Source organism: Pseudomonas sp. PvP027 (genome assembly GCF_017833005.1).
GTDB classification, from domain to species: Bacteria; Pseudomonadota; Gammaproteobacteria; order Pseudomonadales; family Pseudomonadaceae; genus Aquipseudomonas; species Aquipseudomonas congelans.
On sequence record NZ_JAFIBK010000001.1, the window covers coordinates 691,078 to 707,067 of the forward strand.

Below are 15,990 nucleotides of genomic sequence, written 5' to 3' on the forward strand. Positions count from 1 at the left end.
ACGCCGCTTTTCCTGACCGACCTGCGCCATGACTCCTGAAGCACTCGCGATTCTGCAACAGCACCTGATCGACGCGTTGAACAACGTCCCGAATGAAACCCGCCGCCTGTTTCACGGCCGTGGTCGCGTATGGCCGGGGCTGGAGCACATCACCGTCGACTGGATGCAGGGCGTGGTGCTGGTCTCGGTGTTCAAGGAGCCTCTCGAGTCCGAGCTGGCAGCATTGACGCAGCTGTTGCACGCGTTGACCGACACGCCCCAGTGGCAGCAGAGCCAGGCTCACACGCTGCTGCTGCAACACCGCTATCTGCCACAGAGCACCACACAATGGCTGACCGGCGAGGTCGTGGATGAATGGGTGATCACCGAAAACGGCCTGCGCTACAAAGTCGATTTCGGCAAAAAGCAGAACAGCGGGCTGTTTCTGGACATGCGCTACGGCCGTGAATGGGTGCAGGCTCAGGCCAAGGGCAAGCGCATCCTCAACCTCTTCGCCTACACCTGCGGCTTCTCGGTCGCCGCCCTTGCCGGTGGAGCCGACCACGTCGTGAATCTGGACATGGCCCGTGCCGCGTTGAATCGCGGCCGCGAGAATCATCGCCTCAATGATCAGGACCTCAGCCGCGTGACCTTTCTGGGCCATGACCTGTTCAAATCCTGGGCCAAGGTCACCCGCTGCGGCCCTTATGACCTGATCATCATTGACCCGCCATCCTTCCAGAAAGGCAGTTTCATGCTCGACAAGGACTACCAGCGTGTCCTGCGTCGCCTGCCGGAGTTGCTGGATGAAGAAGGTTCGGTACTGGTGTGCATGAACGACCCCGCGCTGGGACCGGACTTTCTGATTCAGCACACCGCAATCGAAGCACCTTGCCTGCGCTTCGAACAACGTCTGGAAAACCCGCCGGAGTTCCCCGACGCTCGCGCCGAGGGTGGCTTGAAGGCGCTGGTGTTCAAGGCAGAAGGCTTGAGCCGCAGCGGATGGGCGTAACGGGCCAGGACTGACAGCCGCCTCGAAGCTGAAGAAGCATGCTGCTTAATCAACCTGCCCGAACACTTGACTGGGCCGTCGCAGCGACGGGTCGAACGGGTTGATTCGGGCACTGATGGCCGTGGCTTCGCGCTTGAGCAGTTCGACCACGGTCGTCAGGCGATCCGGTCCCAGCCGGTCGGATATGGTCGCCACGCTGAGCGCAGCCACTGCACGACCGCTGCGGTCCAGTATCGGCACTGCCAGCCCGGCCATGCCCGGTAACGCGCCGGTGTTGCGCCCGGCGTAACCCTGGCGACGCACGTTTTCCACCTCCGAACGCAGAAACACCTCGTCGTACAGGTGAAAGTCCTTGAGCCGTGGCAGGTTGTAGGCAATGACCGTTTCCCGCTCGTCCTCGGGCAGAAACGCAAGAATCGCCAGGCTGCCCTGCCCCACGCCCAGGGCAACACGGCCGCCGATGTCGCCGGTGAACGTGCGGATCGGGTACGGACCTTCGCTGCGGTCCAGGCAGATCGCATCGAAACCGCTGCGTGCCAGCAGAAACAGCGAATCACCCAGCGAGGCGGACAGGCGCAACAGACTGGGGCGCACCACGTCACGCAGGTTGCCGGTATTACCCGCCTTGGCGGCCAGGGCAAAAAACTCGATGCTCAAACGATAACGCTTGCTGAGCAGATCCTGCTCGACCATGCCCTCATCCATCAGGCTGCGCAGCAAGCGATGCGTGGTGGGTTGCGACAGCCCGACACGCTGGGCGAGTTGCGTGACCCGCTCGCCGCCTTCATCACAATCGCCCAGGCAGCGCAGCACCGCGAACAGCCGGGAAACGGCTCCCACACCGACCTCAGCTTTCGCATTATTCCGATCAGTGGAATTATCCATGACAATATCTCTTTATATTTCCACTAAAAGAATTAATTCAAAGAAAGATGTTATTCAGTGAAATTCCTTGTTGAGCCCATCCTAGCCTTCGCCCTACTCTCAGTCCACAGGGGCGATTTGAACAATCATCGGTAGCCGACTCAGAGCGAGCGCCAACGTCCACAGAATTGCATGACTTCATTTCGCATCTGCCCATGACAAACGCGTGCTTCGGCGCGCATGCACAAAGGTGGAAGCAGGCATGGCATTTCTGCAGCTCGAAGGTCTCTCCAAACGCTACGGCTCCATTGACGCGGTCGTTGCCACCAACCTGGCCGTCGACAAGGGCGAATTCGTTTCACTGCTCGGCCCTTCCGGCTGCGGCAAAACCACCACCCTGCAAATGATCGCCGGTTTCGTTGAAGTCAGTGACGGACGCATTGTGCTCGACGGGCGCGACATCACCCACGCCAAACCCAGCAGCCGAGGCCTCGGCGTAGTGTTTCAAAGCTATGCGCTGTTTCCGCACATGACCGTGGCCGACAACGTTGCGTTTGGCCTGCGTATGCGCAAGGTGCCTGCCGCCGAGTTGCACCCGCGTGTCAGCCGGGTGCTGGAGCTGGTGCGCCTTGGTCAGCATGCCGAGCGTTATCCGCGCGAGTTGTCCGGTGGTCAGCGCCAACGGGTCGCATTGGCTCGCGCACTGGTGATCGAGCCGCCAGTGCTGCTGCTCGACGAGCCGCTGTCCAACCTGGACGCCAACCTGCGCGAAGAGATGCAGTTCGAGATCCGCCGCATTCAGAATGAAGTCGGCATTACCACGCTGATGGTCACCCATGATCAGGCCGAAGCCCTGTCGATCAGCGATCGGGTGGTGGTGATGCAGGCCGGTCGTATCACCCAGATCGACGAGCCTTACAAGCTTTACGAACACCCGCGCACCCGCTTCATCTCGAGCTTCGTCGGCAAGGCCAACATGTTGCAGGGTGATCTGGACAGCAGCGGCATCCCGCAAATTCGTCAGAAGCCGGGCGATGGCAGCCTGACCCTCAGCCTGCGTCCCGAAAAGATCGATCTGGTGGCACCTGGCTGCGGGCGACTGTCCGGGCGCATCGTCACGCGCTATTTCCTCGGCAGCCAGTGGCTGTATCGCATCCAGACCGGCATTGGCGAAGTGACGGTAGTACGCCGTAACGACGGCCAGGCGCCGCTGGAACAAGGCGCAGCGGTCGACATGGACTGGCCCACCGAATTGCTGCGCGTGCTGGATGCCGACGAGGTGCGCGCATGAGCCTGCTGAGCGAAATGCGTCAGGGCGGCCGCGGCTATTGGCTGTCAGCGCCGGCGCTGGCGTTGTACATCGGCTTGCTGGTGTTGCCGCTGGGTCTGACCCTGGTGCTGTCGTTCAACGTGTTCGACTATCAGGTCGGGGTGAAAAGCGACAGCTACACGCTGGCCAACTACATGGCCGTGGTCACCGACTCGTATTTCTATGAAATCTTCCTGCGCACCTTCTGGATCAGTGCGCTGGTCACCCTGCTGTGCGTGCTGATCGGCGTGCCGGAAGCCTACATTCTCAGCCGCATGGGCACGCCTTGGCGCTCGATCTTCCTGATCCTGATTCTCACGCCGCTGCTGATCTCGGTGGTGGTCCGGGCATTCGGCTGGAGCCTGCTGTTGGGCGCGGACGGCCTGATCAATCAGGTCATCCAGTTCATGGGCGGTCGCCCGGTGAAACTGCTGTACACCCCGTTTGCCGTAGTCATCGCTCTGGTCCACGTCATGTTGCCGTTCATGATCATTCCGGTCTGGACCTCGCTGCAGAAGCTTGACCCCACCGCCGAACAGGCCGCGCTGTCGCTGGGCGCCAGCCAGGCGAAAGTCATGCGCCTGATCGTGCTGCCGCAAGTCATGCCGGGCGTGCTGTCCGGGTCGCTGATCGTGTTCGGTCTGGCCGCCAGTTCGTTCGCCATTCCAGGCCTGCTCGGCGGGCGCCGCCTGAAGATGGTCGCCACGGTGATCTACGACCAGTACCTCTCGGAGCTGAACTGGCCGATGGGCGCGACCCTTGCCGTGGCGCTGCTGCTGGTCAACCTGCTGGTCATGCTGTCCTGGAACCGCATGATCGAAGGCCGCTACAAAAAAACTCTGGGGGAATGATCCATGTCCAAGAACGGTCCGTTGGCCCTCTCGTTTCATGCGCTGGTAGTGATTTTCATGATGGCCCCGCTGGTCGTGGTGTGCCTGGTGGCGTTCACCCCGGAAAACACCCTGAGCCTGCCCACCACCCATTTTTCGCTGCGCTGGTTCAAGGCAGTCTTCGAGCGCGCCGACTTTATCGATTCGTTCTACAACAGCCTGATCCTGGCGTTCGTATCGGCGACGCTGGCCACGCTGATCGCGGTACCCGCCGCACTGGCAATCACGCGTCATACATTTCCCGGTCGCAATTTTTTCAATGCTCTGTTTCTGTCGCCGATCATCATTCCGCACCTGGTGTTGGGGGTGGCGATGCTGCGCCTGTTTGCGCTGATGGGCGTGAACGGCAGCTTCACCTGGCTGATCTTCGCCCATGTGCTGGTCATCACGCCCTATGTGCTGCGCCTGGTACTGGCAGCGGCGATCGGCATCGACCGCAGCGCCGAACACGCCGCCGAGTCACTGGGGGCCGACCGCTTCACGCTGTTTCGGCAGATCACCCTGCCAATGATCCTGCCCGGCGTGGCGGGCGGCTGGCTGCTGGCGTTCATCAACAGCTTCGATGAAGTCACGCTGTCGATCTTCGTTACCTCGCCCGCGACCCAGACCCTGCCGGTGCGCATGTATGTCTACGCCACCGAATCCATCGACCCGATGATGGCCGCCGTGTCGGCACTGGTCATCGCCCTCACCGCCGCCACCATGATCCTGCTCGACCGGGTCTATGGGCTGGATCGCGTGCTGGTCGGCAAACACTAACCCGGAGCTTTCACGTTATGGCATTGCTGAAACGACTGACCGAACATGATCGCCCGGTTGTGCCCTTCACCCTTGACGGCGAGCCGGCCAGCGGTCTGTTGGGCGATACCTTGCTGACCGCGGTACTGACCGCCAGCGACCACTTGCGCGGCAGTGACTTCAGTGCCGAACCTCGTGCCGGTTTCTGCATGATGGGCGCCTGCCAGGACTGCTGGGTGAGGCTGGGTGACGGTCAGCGCGTGCGTGCCTGTTCGACGCTGCTGGAGGCCGGTCAGGCAGTGATTCGTGAGCCGGGGCGGTGCGTATGAGCGATCAGGCCATTGCCATTATCGGCGCAGGACCGGCCGGCATTCGCGCCGCCCAGACGCTACTGGCCCACGGCATCAAGGCCTGCCTGATCGATGAAGGGCTGCGCGGCGGCGGCCAGATCTACCGTCGCCAGCCGGACAACTTCCAGCGTTCGGCCAAGGCGCTCTACGGCTTTGAAAGCGCCAAGGCGGTCGCGGTGCACGAGGCGCTCGACACGCTGGCAACGCAGATCGACTACCGGCCGCAGACGCTGGTCTGGAACGCCGAAGATCATCAACTCGATACCCTGCAAAACGGTAACGCCGCCACCCTCGACTTCAGCCACCTGATCGTCGCCACCGGTGCCACCGACCGAATTCTGCCAGTATCCGGCTGGACCCTGCCCGGCGTGTACAGCCTGGGCGCAGCGCAGATCGCGCTCAAATATCAGGGCTGTGCAATTGGCCAGCGTGTGGTGTTTTGTGGCACTGGCCCGTTGCTGTACCTGGTCGCCTACCAGTACGCCAAGGCTGGCGCGAAGGTGCTGGCGGTGCTCGACAGCGCGCCGTTTTCGGCACAATGCAAGGCATTGCCGGCGCTGCTGGGCCAACCGGCGCTGCTGGCCAAGGGCATCTATTACCGCGCGTGGCTGAGCGCACACGGCATTCCCGTGCATCAAGGTGCGCAGCTCACACGCATCGACGGCGAAAAACGCGTAGACGGCATTCAATGGCAACGTAACGGCAAATCGGGCCGCCTGGCCTGCGACGCGGTCGCTTTCGCCCATGCGTTGCGCAGCGAGACGCAACTGGCCGACCTGCTGGGCTGCGAATTCGCCTGGAGCCCGCTCAACCGGGCATGGCTGCCGACCCGCGACGACTGTGGACGCAGCAGCGCGTCAGGCATCTACCTGGCGGGCGACGGCGCGGGAATCATGGGCGCGGACGCTGCGGAAATGGCTGGAGAACTGGCCGCGCTCGGGCTGCTGCAAGACATCGGTGTTGTCGCAGACACTGCACGTATCGATACGCTGAAAACCGCACTGCGACGCATCGAGCGCTTCCGCCACGGGCTGGAAACCGCGTTTCCCTTCCCTGAGGACTGGGCCGCCAACGTGGCGGATGACACGCTGGTGTGCCGCTGCGAAGAAGTCTCCGCAGGCGAGATTCGCAGCGCCGTGCAGGACGGCCATTGGGAGATCAACCGGGTCAAGGCCATGTGCCGGGTCGGTATGGGTCGCTGCCAAGGCCGGATGTGTGGTCTGGCAGCGGCCGAGATCATTGCCCGCGAGAGCGGCCTGCCCGTCGAGCACGTCGGCCGCCTGCGCGGTCAGGCACCGATCAAGCCACTGCCCTTCGGGCTTGATACGCAGCGCATGGAGAAGCCATCAGTGGAGACGCAAGCATGAGCACACTGATTGAAACCGATGCGATTGTCATCGGCGGCGGCATCGTCGGCGCCTCGGCAGCCTTGACGCTGGCCCTGAAGGGCAAGCGGGTCGCCGTGCTGGAGCGCGATTTTTGCGGGTCGCACTCCAGCGGCGTCAATTACGGCGGCGTACGTCGTCAGGGCCGTACGCTGTCGCAGCTGCCCTTGTCGCAACGGGCGCACCAGATATGGGGCAATCTGCGCGAACTGATCGGCATCGACGGCGAGTACCAGCGCTCGGGCCATCTCAAACTGGCGCGCAGCGAACAGGACATGAATGCCTTGCGCGCCTACGCCGAAGCCAGTCAGGGATTCGGCCTGGATTTGCAGTTGCTTGATCGCGATCAACTGCGCGTCCGTTATCCCTGGGCAGGCGATGTCGCTGTCGGTGCATCGCTGTGCGCTGACGATGGACACGCCAATCCACGCCTGGTCTCGCCGGCCTTCGCCCGCGCTGCGCGTCGGGCGGGCGCACAGGTGTTCGAGCAAGCGCCGGTCAGCGAAGTCAGCCACGACGGCAACGCCTTCGTCGTCACGACCGCCAGCGGCCTGACACTGCGCGCCACCTGGCTACTCAACTGCGCCGGGGCCTGGGCCGCAGCACTGGCAGCACAATTCAACGAACCGGTGCCGATGTATTCGGGGCATCCGGCGATGCTGGTGACAGAACCGCTGCCGATGTTCATGGATGTCAGCACCGGCGTCGAAGGCGGCGGCATCTATGCCCGACAAGTGGCACGCGGCAATTGCGTCCTGGGCGGCGGACAAGGCTTTGCTCTCGACCCGGCGCGCGCGAGACCGGGGCAGGCGGCGGTGCTGGATATCCTGCGCAACGCCGTCGAGCTCTACCCGCCACTCGCCGGCGCCCAGGCGATCCGCACCTGGAGCGGCACCGAAGGCTACCTGCCGGATCGCGAACCGGTATTGGGCCCGAGCCTGAAACAGCCGGGTCTGCTGCATGGCTTCGGTTTTGCCGGGGCGGGCTTTCAGATCGGCCCGGCAGCGGGTGAAGCGCTGGCCGAATGGGTCTGTGACGGCGCCTCACGGATCCCGCTCGATGCCTTTTCCATCGGCCGCTTTCAGCAAATCGCCCTGCACCCCCCTGCTATCGAACCTGTTACGAACGTCATCCCATTGCACAGAGGAAGGTCGTCCCTATGAAAAACACCAAACGTCTCGCCCTCACCGCGCTGTCCTGCCTGCCGCTGGCCGCCGCACTCCTTTCCACGCCTGCCCGGGCCGAAACCACGCTGTACCTGGGCATGAACGGCGGGACCATGGAGCGCCTGTATGCCGATCAGGTGCTGCCGGCTTTCGAGAAGGCCAACAACGTCAAGGTGGTGATCGTGCCTGGCACGTCGGCCGATATCCTCGCCAAGGTTCAGGCGAGTAAGGACAACCCGCAGATGCACGTCATCTTTCTCGACGACGGCATCATGTACCGGGCCATTTCCATGGGCCTGTGCGACACCCTGAAACCCAGCGCCAGCCTGGCCGACCTGCCTGAAAAGGCCAAAATCAAGGAGCAGGCGGCAGCCGTCAGCCTGGGTGTGACCGGCCTGGCCTACAACACGCGAATGTTCAAGGAACAGGGCTGGAGCGCACCCACCTCGTGGATGGACCTGGCCGACAAACGTTTCAAGGACAAGGTGGTGTTCCAGTCACTGGCCTCCTCGACCTTCGGCCTGCATGGCTTTCTGATGTTCAACCGTATCCAGGGCGGCAGCGAGAAAGACGTCGAACCCGGCTTCAAGGCCTGGCCGAAAACCATCGGCCCGAACGTGCTGGAATACATCGCCAGCTCGGCCAAGATCTCGGAAATGGTGCAAACCGACGAAGCCGCCCTGTTCCCGCTGACGCCGACCCAGGTCACCGCGCTGAAGATCAAGGGCGTACCGGTGGAATACGCATCGCCCAAGGAGGGCGGCGTGGTGTTGAACGTGGCTGAATGTGCGATCGCCAACAACAATCAGCCGGAGCTGGCGCAAAAGCTGGCGGCCTATCTGCTGACCCCGGAAGCACAGGCGCCTGCGCTGGAGTTCGGTGACCAGATCCCGTCGAACCCGAAAACCCCGACCACTGACAAGACGCGCAGTCAGGTCGAGGCCATGGAGAAGTACCTGGAAACGGCGGTGACCATCGACTGGGATCAGGTCAATCAGATCCGTCCCGAGTGGAACGCACGCTGGAGCCGCAGCATCGAGCGCTAGCCCGACGCACGCCTGCACGCTGGATGCGCCCGTACTGGCCGCCAGCGGCAGCGTTTTGCAACCGCCCGGCAAATTATTTCAACTTATTACCGCATAGGGCAGTCCCACCGTTACGCCCTCTTCTCAAGGCGCATTCAACGGTGGTTCTTTCTCTATGAGTTTTCTGGTCTGCATGGGCGTGCTCGGCGTTTTATTGATGCTGTTGGCACTGACCTCTTCCTTTTTACGCTGGATGCCGGTGACAACCTCGGCAGTCTGCCTGGCGTTCGGTTTCAGCATCGGCCCGATGGGCCTCGATATCGTCGATCTCGATTTCAAGGCGTCTCATGAGTGGCTTGAGCGCCTGACCGAGGTGGCCGTGCTGTTTTCACTTTTCGGGACCGGCATCAAGCTGCGCTTACCGTTAAAGGGCAAGGCCTGGCACTCGGCGTATTGGCTGGCCGGGCCGGTGATGCTGGCGACGATTGCCGGAGTGAGCTTTGCCGCTCATTACATTTTCGGTATCGACTGGACCATATCCTTATTGCTCGGCGCCATGCTTTCACCCACCGACCCTGTACTGGCGGGAATGGTGCAGGTCAACAGTGCGCAAGATCAGGACCGTCTGCGTTTTGGCTTGTCGGGCGAGGCCGGGCTCAACGACGGCACCGCGTTCCCATTCGTTATTTTTGCGCTGCTCTATCTGACTTCCGGTGGAGGGATGGCCAACTGGGTACAGGACTGGCTGATCAAAGACCTGATCTGGGCAGTGCCCGCTGGCCTTCTGATCGGTTATGGCATGGGCCGAGGGGTTGGCCACCTGATGATTTTTCTGCGCATCAAAAACGCCGACAGTACCACCTCCCCCAACGACTTTTTGGCCCTGGCGCTTATCGCGCTGGCTTATGTGGTTGCCCAAAGCGTAGGGGCCTTTGGCTTTCTCTCGGTATTCGCCGCAGGCTTTGGCTTGCGTCAGGCCGAAGTGCGCACCACCCGCTCGGAACTGCCCTCCGAACATGTGGCACAGCCGGTGCTCGGGCACATGACAGCATCACTGGAAAAAGGCACCGTGGCCGAATCCGATGACCTGAGCGATTCACAATTGGCCGCCGGGGTGATGATGGGCGACATGCTGGCGTTCGGCAGTCTGGTGGAGCGCGCAATGGAAGTACTGCTGATCACATTGCTGGGCGCTGCGCTGGCCACTTATTGGGACTGGCGCGCCGTCGGCCTGGGGCTGGCGTTGTTCTGCGTCATACGCCCGGCCAGTGTCTGGCTGCTGGTCAGCCGACGTCTGCTAAACCGGAAACAGAAGGCACTGGTCGGCTGGTTCGGCATTCGCGGCATCGGCAGTCTTTACTACCTGTGCTTCGCTCTTTCCCATGGCCTGGCGGACGACGTCGGGGATGTCGTGATCGGTATGACGCTGTCGGTGGTGGCCTTGAGTATCCTGCTGCATGGCATCAGCATTCAGCCGTTGCTGGAGCGTTACGAGCGCAGCGCTTCAGCCAATCCTGATCCATGACGTCAGCGTGGCGTCGGTAATAGAGCAGGTCGATGAGCGTATCGGAACAAGCAATTGGACTGCGGCATTTCGACTCGGTTAGCGTGGCGTCATGCAGCCGGTGCAAACAGCAATGCGTGCAGCTACTATGTAATCCGTACAAGGCACTTTGCCAGTCTGCGATCAGGCCTGAAGTCGGCACGCTGTAATTTGGCTGAACCCTGGTAACGCACTGGCCTCCAAACCCGGTAATACAGCCCACTCGATTAGTTAGAAGGTGAAATGTCAGAACCCGTCCTGATGGACCGCTTTGCACGTAAAGTCGATTATCTGCGCATGTCGGTCACTGACCGCTGCGATTTTCGCTGCGTGTACTGCATGGCCGAAGAGATGACGTTTCTGCCTCGGCAACAGATTCTGTCGCTGGAGGAGATCCTCCAGGTGGCCGAGCGCTTCGTGGCACTGGGTACGCGCAAGATTCGTCTTACCGGTGGTGAACCGCTGGTGCGTGCAGGCGTGGTAGGGCTTTGCGAAAAGATCGCCGCCCTGCCCGGCCTGCGTGAACTGTGCATGACCACCAACGGTTCGCAGCTGGACAAGCTGGCTGCCCCGCTGTTCAAGGCCGGTGTCACACGCCTGAACATCAGCCTGGACAGCCTTGATCCCCAGCGTTTCCGCGAGCTGACCCGCACGGGCGATCTGCACAAAGTGATTGCGGGCATCGATGCCGCCAACGCCGCCGGTTTTGTGCACACCAAGCTCAACTGCGTGGTGATGCACGGTCGCAACGATGATGAGATCAACGACCTGCTGGCGTTCGCCATCGATCGCAACCTGGATGTCTCGTTCATCGAAGAGATGCCGCTGGGCATCATCAGCGAGCACAGCCGCGCCGAGTCCTTCTACTCCAGCGATCAGGTGCGCGAACGCATTGCCGAACGTTACACGCTGGTGCCGTCGACTGATTCGACTCAGGGGCCGTCGCGCTACTGGCGTCTGGCCGAGGCGCCGGGCATTCGCATCGGTTTCATCTCCCCGCACAGCCATAACTTCTGCGGCACTTGCAATCGCGTGCGCATGACTGTCGAAGGTCGCTTGCTGCTGTGCCTGGGTAACGAGCATTCCGTGGATTTGAAAGCGGTATTGCGCGCCAATCCCGGCCAGCCGGAAAAGCTCGAAAAAGCCATCATCGACGCCATGCAGCTCAAGCCGTGGAGCCACAACTTCACCCACGACGATGGCGTGCAGGTAGTTCGCTTCATGAATATGACGGGCGGCTGAGTAGCCGCCCTGAAGGATGACGCCTCATACGAGGCGTTATTTATTTACCGGCCTTGCGAAAGAACAACGTGATCTGCCCGACTTCGACACCCAGCTTGGTCATCGAGGAACGATTGGCCATGGTCTGCGCGTCGATCAGGTACATCCAGTCATCCAGGCTCACGTCATACTCGGTGCCATCCACCGGCAGCCTGAGCACATAGTTCCAGTGGAAGCTGTTGCCTGACACTTCGCCATAGGCCTCGCCAACCACGTCACCTGCCGTACCCTTCCAGCGCCCAGGACCATCGGGACGCAAGCGCCACTCCCGAACCTGCTTGGTGCCGTCGCTGTAACTGAAGGCCTCATGCATGACCAGCACTTCGCCTTCGCTGTGCCCGTCGATCACCACGGTGAAGCGCTTTGTGACTTCACCAGAGCGTTTTTGAAACATTCCCCAGGCTTCGACACGCCCAGTGAAGTACTGGCGCAGATCGAGCTTCGGCGTTTCCTGACTGTAACGGGTTACCGGCACGCCACCGCAGCCGCTCAGTACAAGCCCCACACACAGCATTAACATCCACTTTCTCAGCATGCGCCCTCCTTGATGGGTCATGAGCCGGTACTGCCGAGCAACTGCTCGCGAAGTTCGGGGTTACGGGTTTTCGGGTCCAGCCAGATGGAAAAGAAGGCCTTGGCGAACTGGCTGTCGGGCACCACATGCTGGAGCTTGTCGCCAACATAAAACCTCGCTTCGCGACCAGGCAGGTAGACGCCGGTAATCTTCATGCCCGGCTGAACGTCGACAAATGACTGGTTCATCTGCTGTCGCCATTCGGTCAGTTGCTGCTCATTCACCTTCGACCCGGAAATACGCTTGATCTCATCGATACTGGCATCGACCAGATCTTCACGATCAATGGCGCGATGGTAGGTCAGTTCAAGTGCCAGTGGCGCGTCTGCCACGAAAGGTTTGACCGGGCTGAGCAATCGGGCCGTATAAACACGAAAGCCGAACAGACTAAGGTCTCCGCCGCCGACGACCTGAGCATTGGGCAATGCCTCGCGCCAGTCCGCCGAAGCGCCGGCGCTGAGTAACATCACCAACCATAACCATCGTGGCGCACGCATCGGCAACCTCATCTATGTCATGTGCAGGCACTGCAGTGGCAATCACGGCAGGCAGCGAGTGAAGACAGTCAGGGTCGCTGACTCATGGCCGGAATCTATACCACCGAAAACACTTTGTACAACCTGTAGACCATCGCCCCTCTTGGCGCCGAAAAGCAAAAAGCCTGTTCCCGACCGGGATCGGGAACAGGCTTCAGGACCTGCGGAGCCCTGGGCTCAGGCAACCTGTGAGTGCGCCTGCCGGCGAGTCTTCTGCCATTCGCCTTTCAGCGCCTGCAGCGTGTCCTCCATGTAGGCGCGATCGGCAGCGGCTTTCTTGCCGACATAACCCTGGCCACGACGGAACATCTTCAGGGACGCGCGCAGTTGCGGATGCGCATCACGAAACTCGTGCTCCTGGGTGAACGGCGACATGGCGTCGACGCGAACTTCACCCGACTCGGCAACCCAGGCGATATGGTTATCCAGCGTGTCTTTGCACGCAGCAAACAGACGAGCCAGTTCATCAATAGTCGGTTGTGTGTTGATATTCATGTTGATGCCCCTTCGCTCATAGACTGTTCAATAATTGATACATCAAGTTCATTCGCCAGAACGTCAGCAACGCAACACGATTGAGTGTGCGTCGAATACCGTTCCAGCCCTCAAGGACATGCAGGTAGCCTTGATGAAGAGCCGCTACACAGCGGCATCAGCGTAGAGAGAAGAAGTCACGAAACCCAAAGACCCGGCCCAGGATCGGTAATCGATCCATTACAAGCATCATGAGGACATTTCGCCAGCTTCTCGCCCTTATCGACGACAAATGCCAGTTCAGCTCCATCAATCTGCCTTGTGGGCAGCCTACATCCGGGAACATCTCGACGGCTTGCCGAGCCTGTTCATCACACCTTTTGCAGCGCTCCCGATCAGGGAGACAGCTGCATAATGCAAGGGCAAATGGGGTGCGTCAACAATTATGTAGTGATTATTTTTAGTCACTACATAATCGTAAGCGGAACGTGGGGTTACATGAATAGGTGACTGAAGGGTCATGACTGACAGGCTATCAAGGGTGATCAGTTACCGCGGCACGACAGTATCCGGGGACCAACAAAAAGGCCTGAAAGCTTTCGCTCCCAGGCCTTTCACAACACACGAGCAACTGACTGTCAGCTCACCTTGAAGCGGCCCACCAGACCCTGCTGCTGCTCAGCCAGACGCGCCAGTTCGCGGCTGGTGACGGCGGTCTGCTCGGCACCGGCACTGACCTGGATGACCAGCGAGTTGATGTCATCGACGTTGCGATGAATCTCTTCGGCAACCAGACTCTGCTCTTCCGCGGCAGAAGCGACCTGGATGTTGCGGTCGCTGATGGTCGCGATGCCTTCGGCGATCTCTTCCAGCAGTTCACCAGCGCGTACGACATTGCTGGCACCCTCCTGCGCCTTGCCCAGGGTTTCCTGCATCGACGCTGCTGCGCGTTCCGAGCCGGACTGCAGGTTGGCGATCATTTTCTGGATGCTGACGGTAGAGTCCTGAGTCTTCTTGGCCAGATTGCGCACTTCGTCGGCAACCACCGCGAAACCACGCCCCTGCTCGCCGGCACGAGCAGCCTCGATGGCTGCGTTGAGCGCCAGCAGGTTGGTCTGGTCGGCGACGCCACGAATGACATCGAGCACCGAGGAGATCGAGTTGCTCTCGCCCTTGAGCTCGTCAATGATCCGTGAAGTCTCTTCAGCCTGCACCGAGAGCCCCTGAATCAGGCCGATGGTGTTGTCGATTTCGGTCTTGCCCTGCACGGTGCTGTTGTTGACGCGCTGTGACATCTCGGCCGCGTCGGTGGTGCTGCGCGCGACATCCTTTACCGTGGCACTCATTTCGCTGATGGCAGTGGCGACCTGATCAGTGCCCTGGCGTTGTTGCGCCACGTTCTGACTGGTTTGCAACGCCACAGCGGAAGACTGCTCGGCGGCGGTGGCAACCTGCGCCGTGGCGCTGCCGATTTCACTGATGACCTCACTGATCTGATGCGCCATGTTGTCCAGATTGCGCGAGATCTCGCCGAACTCGTCCTTGCCGACATAACGGGTCCGGGCGGTCAGGTCGCGGGTGGAAAGTGCCATCAAAGTGCGGTTCACATCGACAACCGCGACCTTGATGTTGCGGATGATCACCGACGCCAGCCACAACACTACGATCAGCATCAGAACGACAGTGGCAACCGCCACGTACAGGCTGCTCTGAGCGGAGCTGCGCGCATCCGTTGCCAGGCCGACGACGTTCTGGCCAAGTTCTGCTTCTACATTGGCCATCATGTCGATACGTGCGGTAGAGAGGTTGAACCAGTCTTCCGGCTTGACGTTGAGCGGGTCACCCAGCGGAGTATCGAAGCCCAGACGCTGCAAGCGCGCCACTTCGAGCGATCCTGGTTGCTGCAGAACGGCATTGAGTTTGGTTTTGAAGGCTTCCGGCGACCAGCGCTGGAACGCTTCGAAGTAACCGGAGAACTCGCCCAGGTTGCGACTGAAGCGTGATAACAGTGCGGCGTCGAAACGGTTCTGGTTGAATGCCAGGCCGAGCAATACACGTTCGCGACCGGCACGCTCCTTCATATCCACGAACTGATTGAGCGAACTCAGGCCGCGCAGTATTTCCGGATCCTCGATGCTCGATTCCAGTGAATAGGAGAAGCCGATGAGGGTTTTGATAATGTCAGTAAAACGCGTGCCGGATTCTGTGCTGTTGATCCCGAGTGTATCGACCTTGAGGCGCAGGGCGATCAGGTCCTCGAACGCACGGTTGACCTTTTCCGGGCCGGGAATGCCGTCAGTCGACTGAGCGCGCATCTCGCTTATCGCGTTGTCGGTTTCCTGACGAAACGTCTTCAGTTTGTCCTGCATGGACTTGCCGCCGCTGCCCAAAAACACGCCGCTGGCCCCGCGCTCGCGCTGGAGAGTGGTGACGACGTCACTCAGCTTCTGTGCGGCACTGCTGGCCGTCACTGCGCGCCTCATGTCACCGAGATTTTCGCTTTTGTCAGCCACGAACAGACCTGCGAAGGCCAGAAAGCCAAACAGGGGAAATATTAAAATAAGCAGCAGTTTCATACTCAAAGGAGCATTTCTAAGCATTGCAGACCTCATGACGTGCAGACTTTTCTATAAAGACTATCCAGGGCGTAACGTTCTGTAGCGTCGACGTTTTTTTGTCGCCAGGGACTGTTCGGTAATCAGCCTGCCGTAGCCGGTCTTGCTTCCGTACCACTGTCTCGGCTGTGGGCACAGAAGCTTTACCCACTATTTGAATTTGTTAATTCAAACAGCGAACTCAATGAGTAAAAGGTGTGAGAAGTTTGGATCCACAAATAATGACCGCCTTGAGCAGTCATTATGAAA

The 15,990-nt window shown here is 60.5% G+C and carries 15 protein-coding genes; 10 read left to right on the forward strand and 5 right to left on the reverse strand.

Annotated features, from left to right (window positions below; translation table 11 throughout):
• The first annotated feature begins 28 nt into the window (after positions 1-28).
• Entirely contained in the window at positions 29-991 is a 963-nt protein-coding gene (locus tag JOE33_RS02555) for a class I SAM-dependent methyltransferase (RefSeq protein WP_187625997.1), read from the forward strand.
• A gap of 45 nt (positions 992-1,036) precedes the next feature.
• Here the strand turns inward: JOE33_RS02555 and JOE33_RS02560 are convergent, their stop codons facing one another.
• The gene (locus JOE33_RS02560) at positions 1,037-1,876 is read right to left on the reverse strand and encodes an IclR family transcriptional regulator (RefSeq protein WP_010432634.1); all 840 of its coding nucleotides are present in this window, start codon (positions 1,874-1,876) and stop codon (positions 1,037-1,039) included.
• Between the two features lie 241 nt (positions 1,877-2,117).
• On the opposite strand from JOE33_RS02560, the gene JOE33_RS02565 reads away from it, so the two are divergent.
• From JOE33_RS02565 to moaA, 9 genes are all read left to right on the forward strand, one after another.
• On the forward strand, positions 2,118-3,146 hold the full coding sequence (locus JOE33_RS02565) for an ABC transporter ATP-binding protein (RefSeq protein ID WP_032613893.1): 1,029 nt from the start codon (positions 2,118-2,120) through the stop codon (positions 3,144-3,146).
• A complete protein-coding gene (locus JOE33_RS02570; RefSeq protein WP_003317898.1) occupies positions 3,143-4,015 on the forward strand; it encodes an ABC transporter permease in 873 nt (290 codons plus the stop codon). Before JOE33_RS02565 ends, JOE33_RS02570 begins: the two co-directional genes overlap by 4 nt.
• Before the next feature lie 3 nt (positions 4,016-4,018).
• The gene (locus JOE33_RS02575) at positions 4,019-4,813 is read left to right on the forward strand and encodes an ABC transporter permease (RefSeq protein ID WP_003348289.1); all 795 of its coding nucleotides are present in this window, start codon (positions 4,019-4,021) and stop codon (positions 4,811-4,813) included.
• 17 nt (positions 4,814-4,830) lie between these two features.
• Positions 4,831-5,121 (forward strand): (2Fe-2S)-binding protein, encoded by a 291-nt coding sequence (locus JOE33_RS02580; protein ID WP_054992896.1) that lies wholly within the window; start codon positions 4,831-4,833, stop codon positions 5,119-5,121.
• The gene (locus JOE33_RS02585; RefSeq protein ID WP_122528979.1) at positions 5,118-6,509 is read left to right on the forward strand and encodes an FAD/NAD(P)-binding oxidoreductase; all 1,392 of its coding nucleotides are present in this window, start codon (positions 5,118-5,120) and stop codon (positions 6,507-6,509) included. Before JOE33_RS02580 ends, JOE33_RS02585 begins: the two co-directional genes overlap by 4 nt.
• Positions 6,506-7,690 carry an FAD-dependent oxidoreductase gene (locus JOE33_RS02590; RefSeq protein WP_187625998.1) on the forward strand — a complete coding sequence of 395 codons (1,185 nt, stop codon included), beginning with the start codon at positions 6,506-6,508 and terminating at the stop codon, positions 7,688-7,690. Before JOE33_RS02585 ends, JOE33_RS02590 begins: the two co-directional genes overlap by 4 nt.
• On the forward strand, positions 7,687-8,739 hold the full coding sequence (locus JOE33_RS02595) for an ABC transporter substrate-binding protein (RefSeq protein WP_032613883.1): 1,053 nt from the start codon (positions 7,687-7,689) through the stop codon (positions 8,737-8,739). Before JOE33_RS02590 ends, JOE33_RS02595 begins: the two co-directional genes overlap by 4 nt.
• A 154-nt stretch (positions 8,740-8,893) precedes the next feature.
• Complete coding sequence (locus tag JOE33_RS02600) at positions 8,894-10,243, forward strand: sodium:proton antiporter (protein WP_054992900.1); 1,350 nt, start codon at positions 8,894-8,896, stop codon at positions 10,241-10,243.
• A 261-nt stretch (positions 10,244-10,504) separates the two neighbouring features.
• The gene (moaA, locus tag JOE33_RS02605) at positions 10,505-11,503 is read left to right on the forward strand and encodes a GTP 3',8-cyclase MoaA (protein ID WP_003317890.1); all 999 of its coding nucleotides are present in this window, start codon (positions 10,505-10,507) and stop codon (positions 11,501-11,503) included.
• A 40-nt stretch (positions 11,504-11,543) separates the two neighbouring features.
• On the opposite strand, the gene JOE33_RS02610 is transcribed toward moaA, so the two are convergent.
• The 4 genes from JOE33_RS02610 to JOE33_RS02625 form a co-directional block, all read right to left on the reverse strand.
• Positions 11,544-12,077 carry a DUF3833 domain-containing protein gene (locus JOE33_RS02610; protein WP_032613880.1) on the reverse strand — a complete coding sequence of 178 codons (534 nt, stop codon included), beginning with the start codon at positions 12,075-12,077 and terminating at the stop codon, positions 11,544-11,546.
• A gap of 17 nt (positions 12,078-12,094) precedes the next feature.
• A complete protein-coding gene (locus JOE33_RS02615) occupies positions 12,095-12,613 on the reverse strand; it encodes a chalcone isomerase family protein (protein ID WP_010432665.1) in 519 nt (172 codons plus the stop codon).
• A 216-nt stretch (positions 12,614-12,829) separates the two neighbouring features.
• On the reverse strand, positions 12,830-13,147 hold the full coding sequence (locus JOE33_RS02620) for a hypothetical protein (protein WP_032613878.1): 318 nt from the start codon (positions 13,145-13,147) through the stop codon (positions 12,830-12,832).
• Positions 13,148-13,764: 617 nt separating this feature from the next.
• Positions 13,765-15,726, reverse strand: a complete 1,962-nt coding sequence (locus tag JOE33_RS02625; protein ID WP_222943756.1) for a methyl-accepting chemotaxis protein — start codon at positions 15,724-15,726, stop codon at positions 13,765-13,767.
• Between the last annotated feature and the right edge of the window lie 264 nt (positions 15,727-15,990).

Coding starts and splice junctions, on each gene's coding strand:
- JOE33_RS02590 (WP_187625998.1), top strand. CDS start 6,506: ATGAGCACACTGATTGAAACCGATGCGATTGTCATCGGCGGCGGCATC.
- JOE33_RS02560 (WP_010432634.1), bottom strand. CDS start 1,876: ATGGATAATTCCACTGATCGGAATAATGCGAAAGCTGAGGTCGGTGTG.
- JOE33_RS02610 (WP_032613880.1), bottom strand. CDS start 12,077: ATGCTGAGAAAGTGGATGTTAATGCTGTGTGTGGGGCTTGTACTGAGC.
- JOE33_RS02625 (WP_222943756.1), bottom strand. CDS start 15,726: ATGCTTAGAAATGCTCCTTTGAGTATGAAACTGCTGCTTATTTTAATA.
- JOE33_RS02595 (WP_032613883.1), top strand. CDS start 7,687: ATGAAAAACACCAAACGTCTCGCCCTCACCGCGCTGTCCTGCCTGCCG.
- JOE33_RS02620 (WP_032613878.1), bottom strand. CDS start 13,147: ATGAATATCAACACACAACCGACTATTGATGAACTGGCTCGTCTGTTT.
- JOE33_RS02600 (WP_054992900.1), top strand. CDS start 8,894: ATGAGTTTTCTGGTCTGCATGGGCGTGCTCGGCGTTTTATTGATGCTG.
- JOE33_RS02585 (WP_122528979.1), top strand. CDS start 5,118: ATGAGCGATCAGGCCATTGCCATTATCGGCGCAGGACCGGCCGGCATT.
- JOE33_RS02580 (WP_054992896.1), top strand. CDS start 4,831: ATGGCATTGCTGAAACGACTGACCGAACATGATCGCCCGGTTGTGCCC.
- moaA (WP_003317890.1), top strand. CDS start 10,505: ATGTCAGAACCCGTCCTGATGGACCGCTTTGCACGTAAAGTCGATTAT.
- JOE33_RS02570 (WP_003317898.1), top strand. CDS start 3,143: ATGAGCCTGCTGAGCGAAATGCGTCAGGGCGGCCGCGGCTATTGGCTG.
- JOE33_RS02575 (WP_003348289.1), top strand. CDS start 4,019: ATGTCCAAGAACGGTCCGTTGGCCCTCTCGTTTCATGCGCTGGTAGTG.
- JOE33_RS02615 (WP_010432665.1), bottom strand. CDS start 12,613: ATGCGTGCGCCACGATGGTTATGGTTGGTGATGTTACTCAGCGCCGGC.
- JOE33_RS02555 (WP_187625997.1), top strand. CDS start 29: ATGACTCCTGAAGCACTCGCGATTCTGCAACAGCACCTGATCGACGCG.
- JOE33_RS02565 (WP_032613893.1), top strand. CDS start 2,118: ATGGCATTTCTGCAGCTCGAAGGTCTCTCCAAACGCTACGGCTCCATT.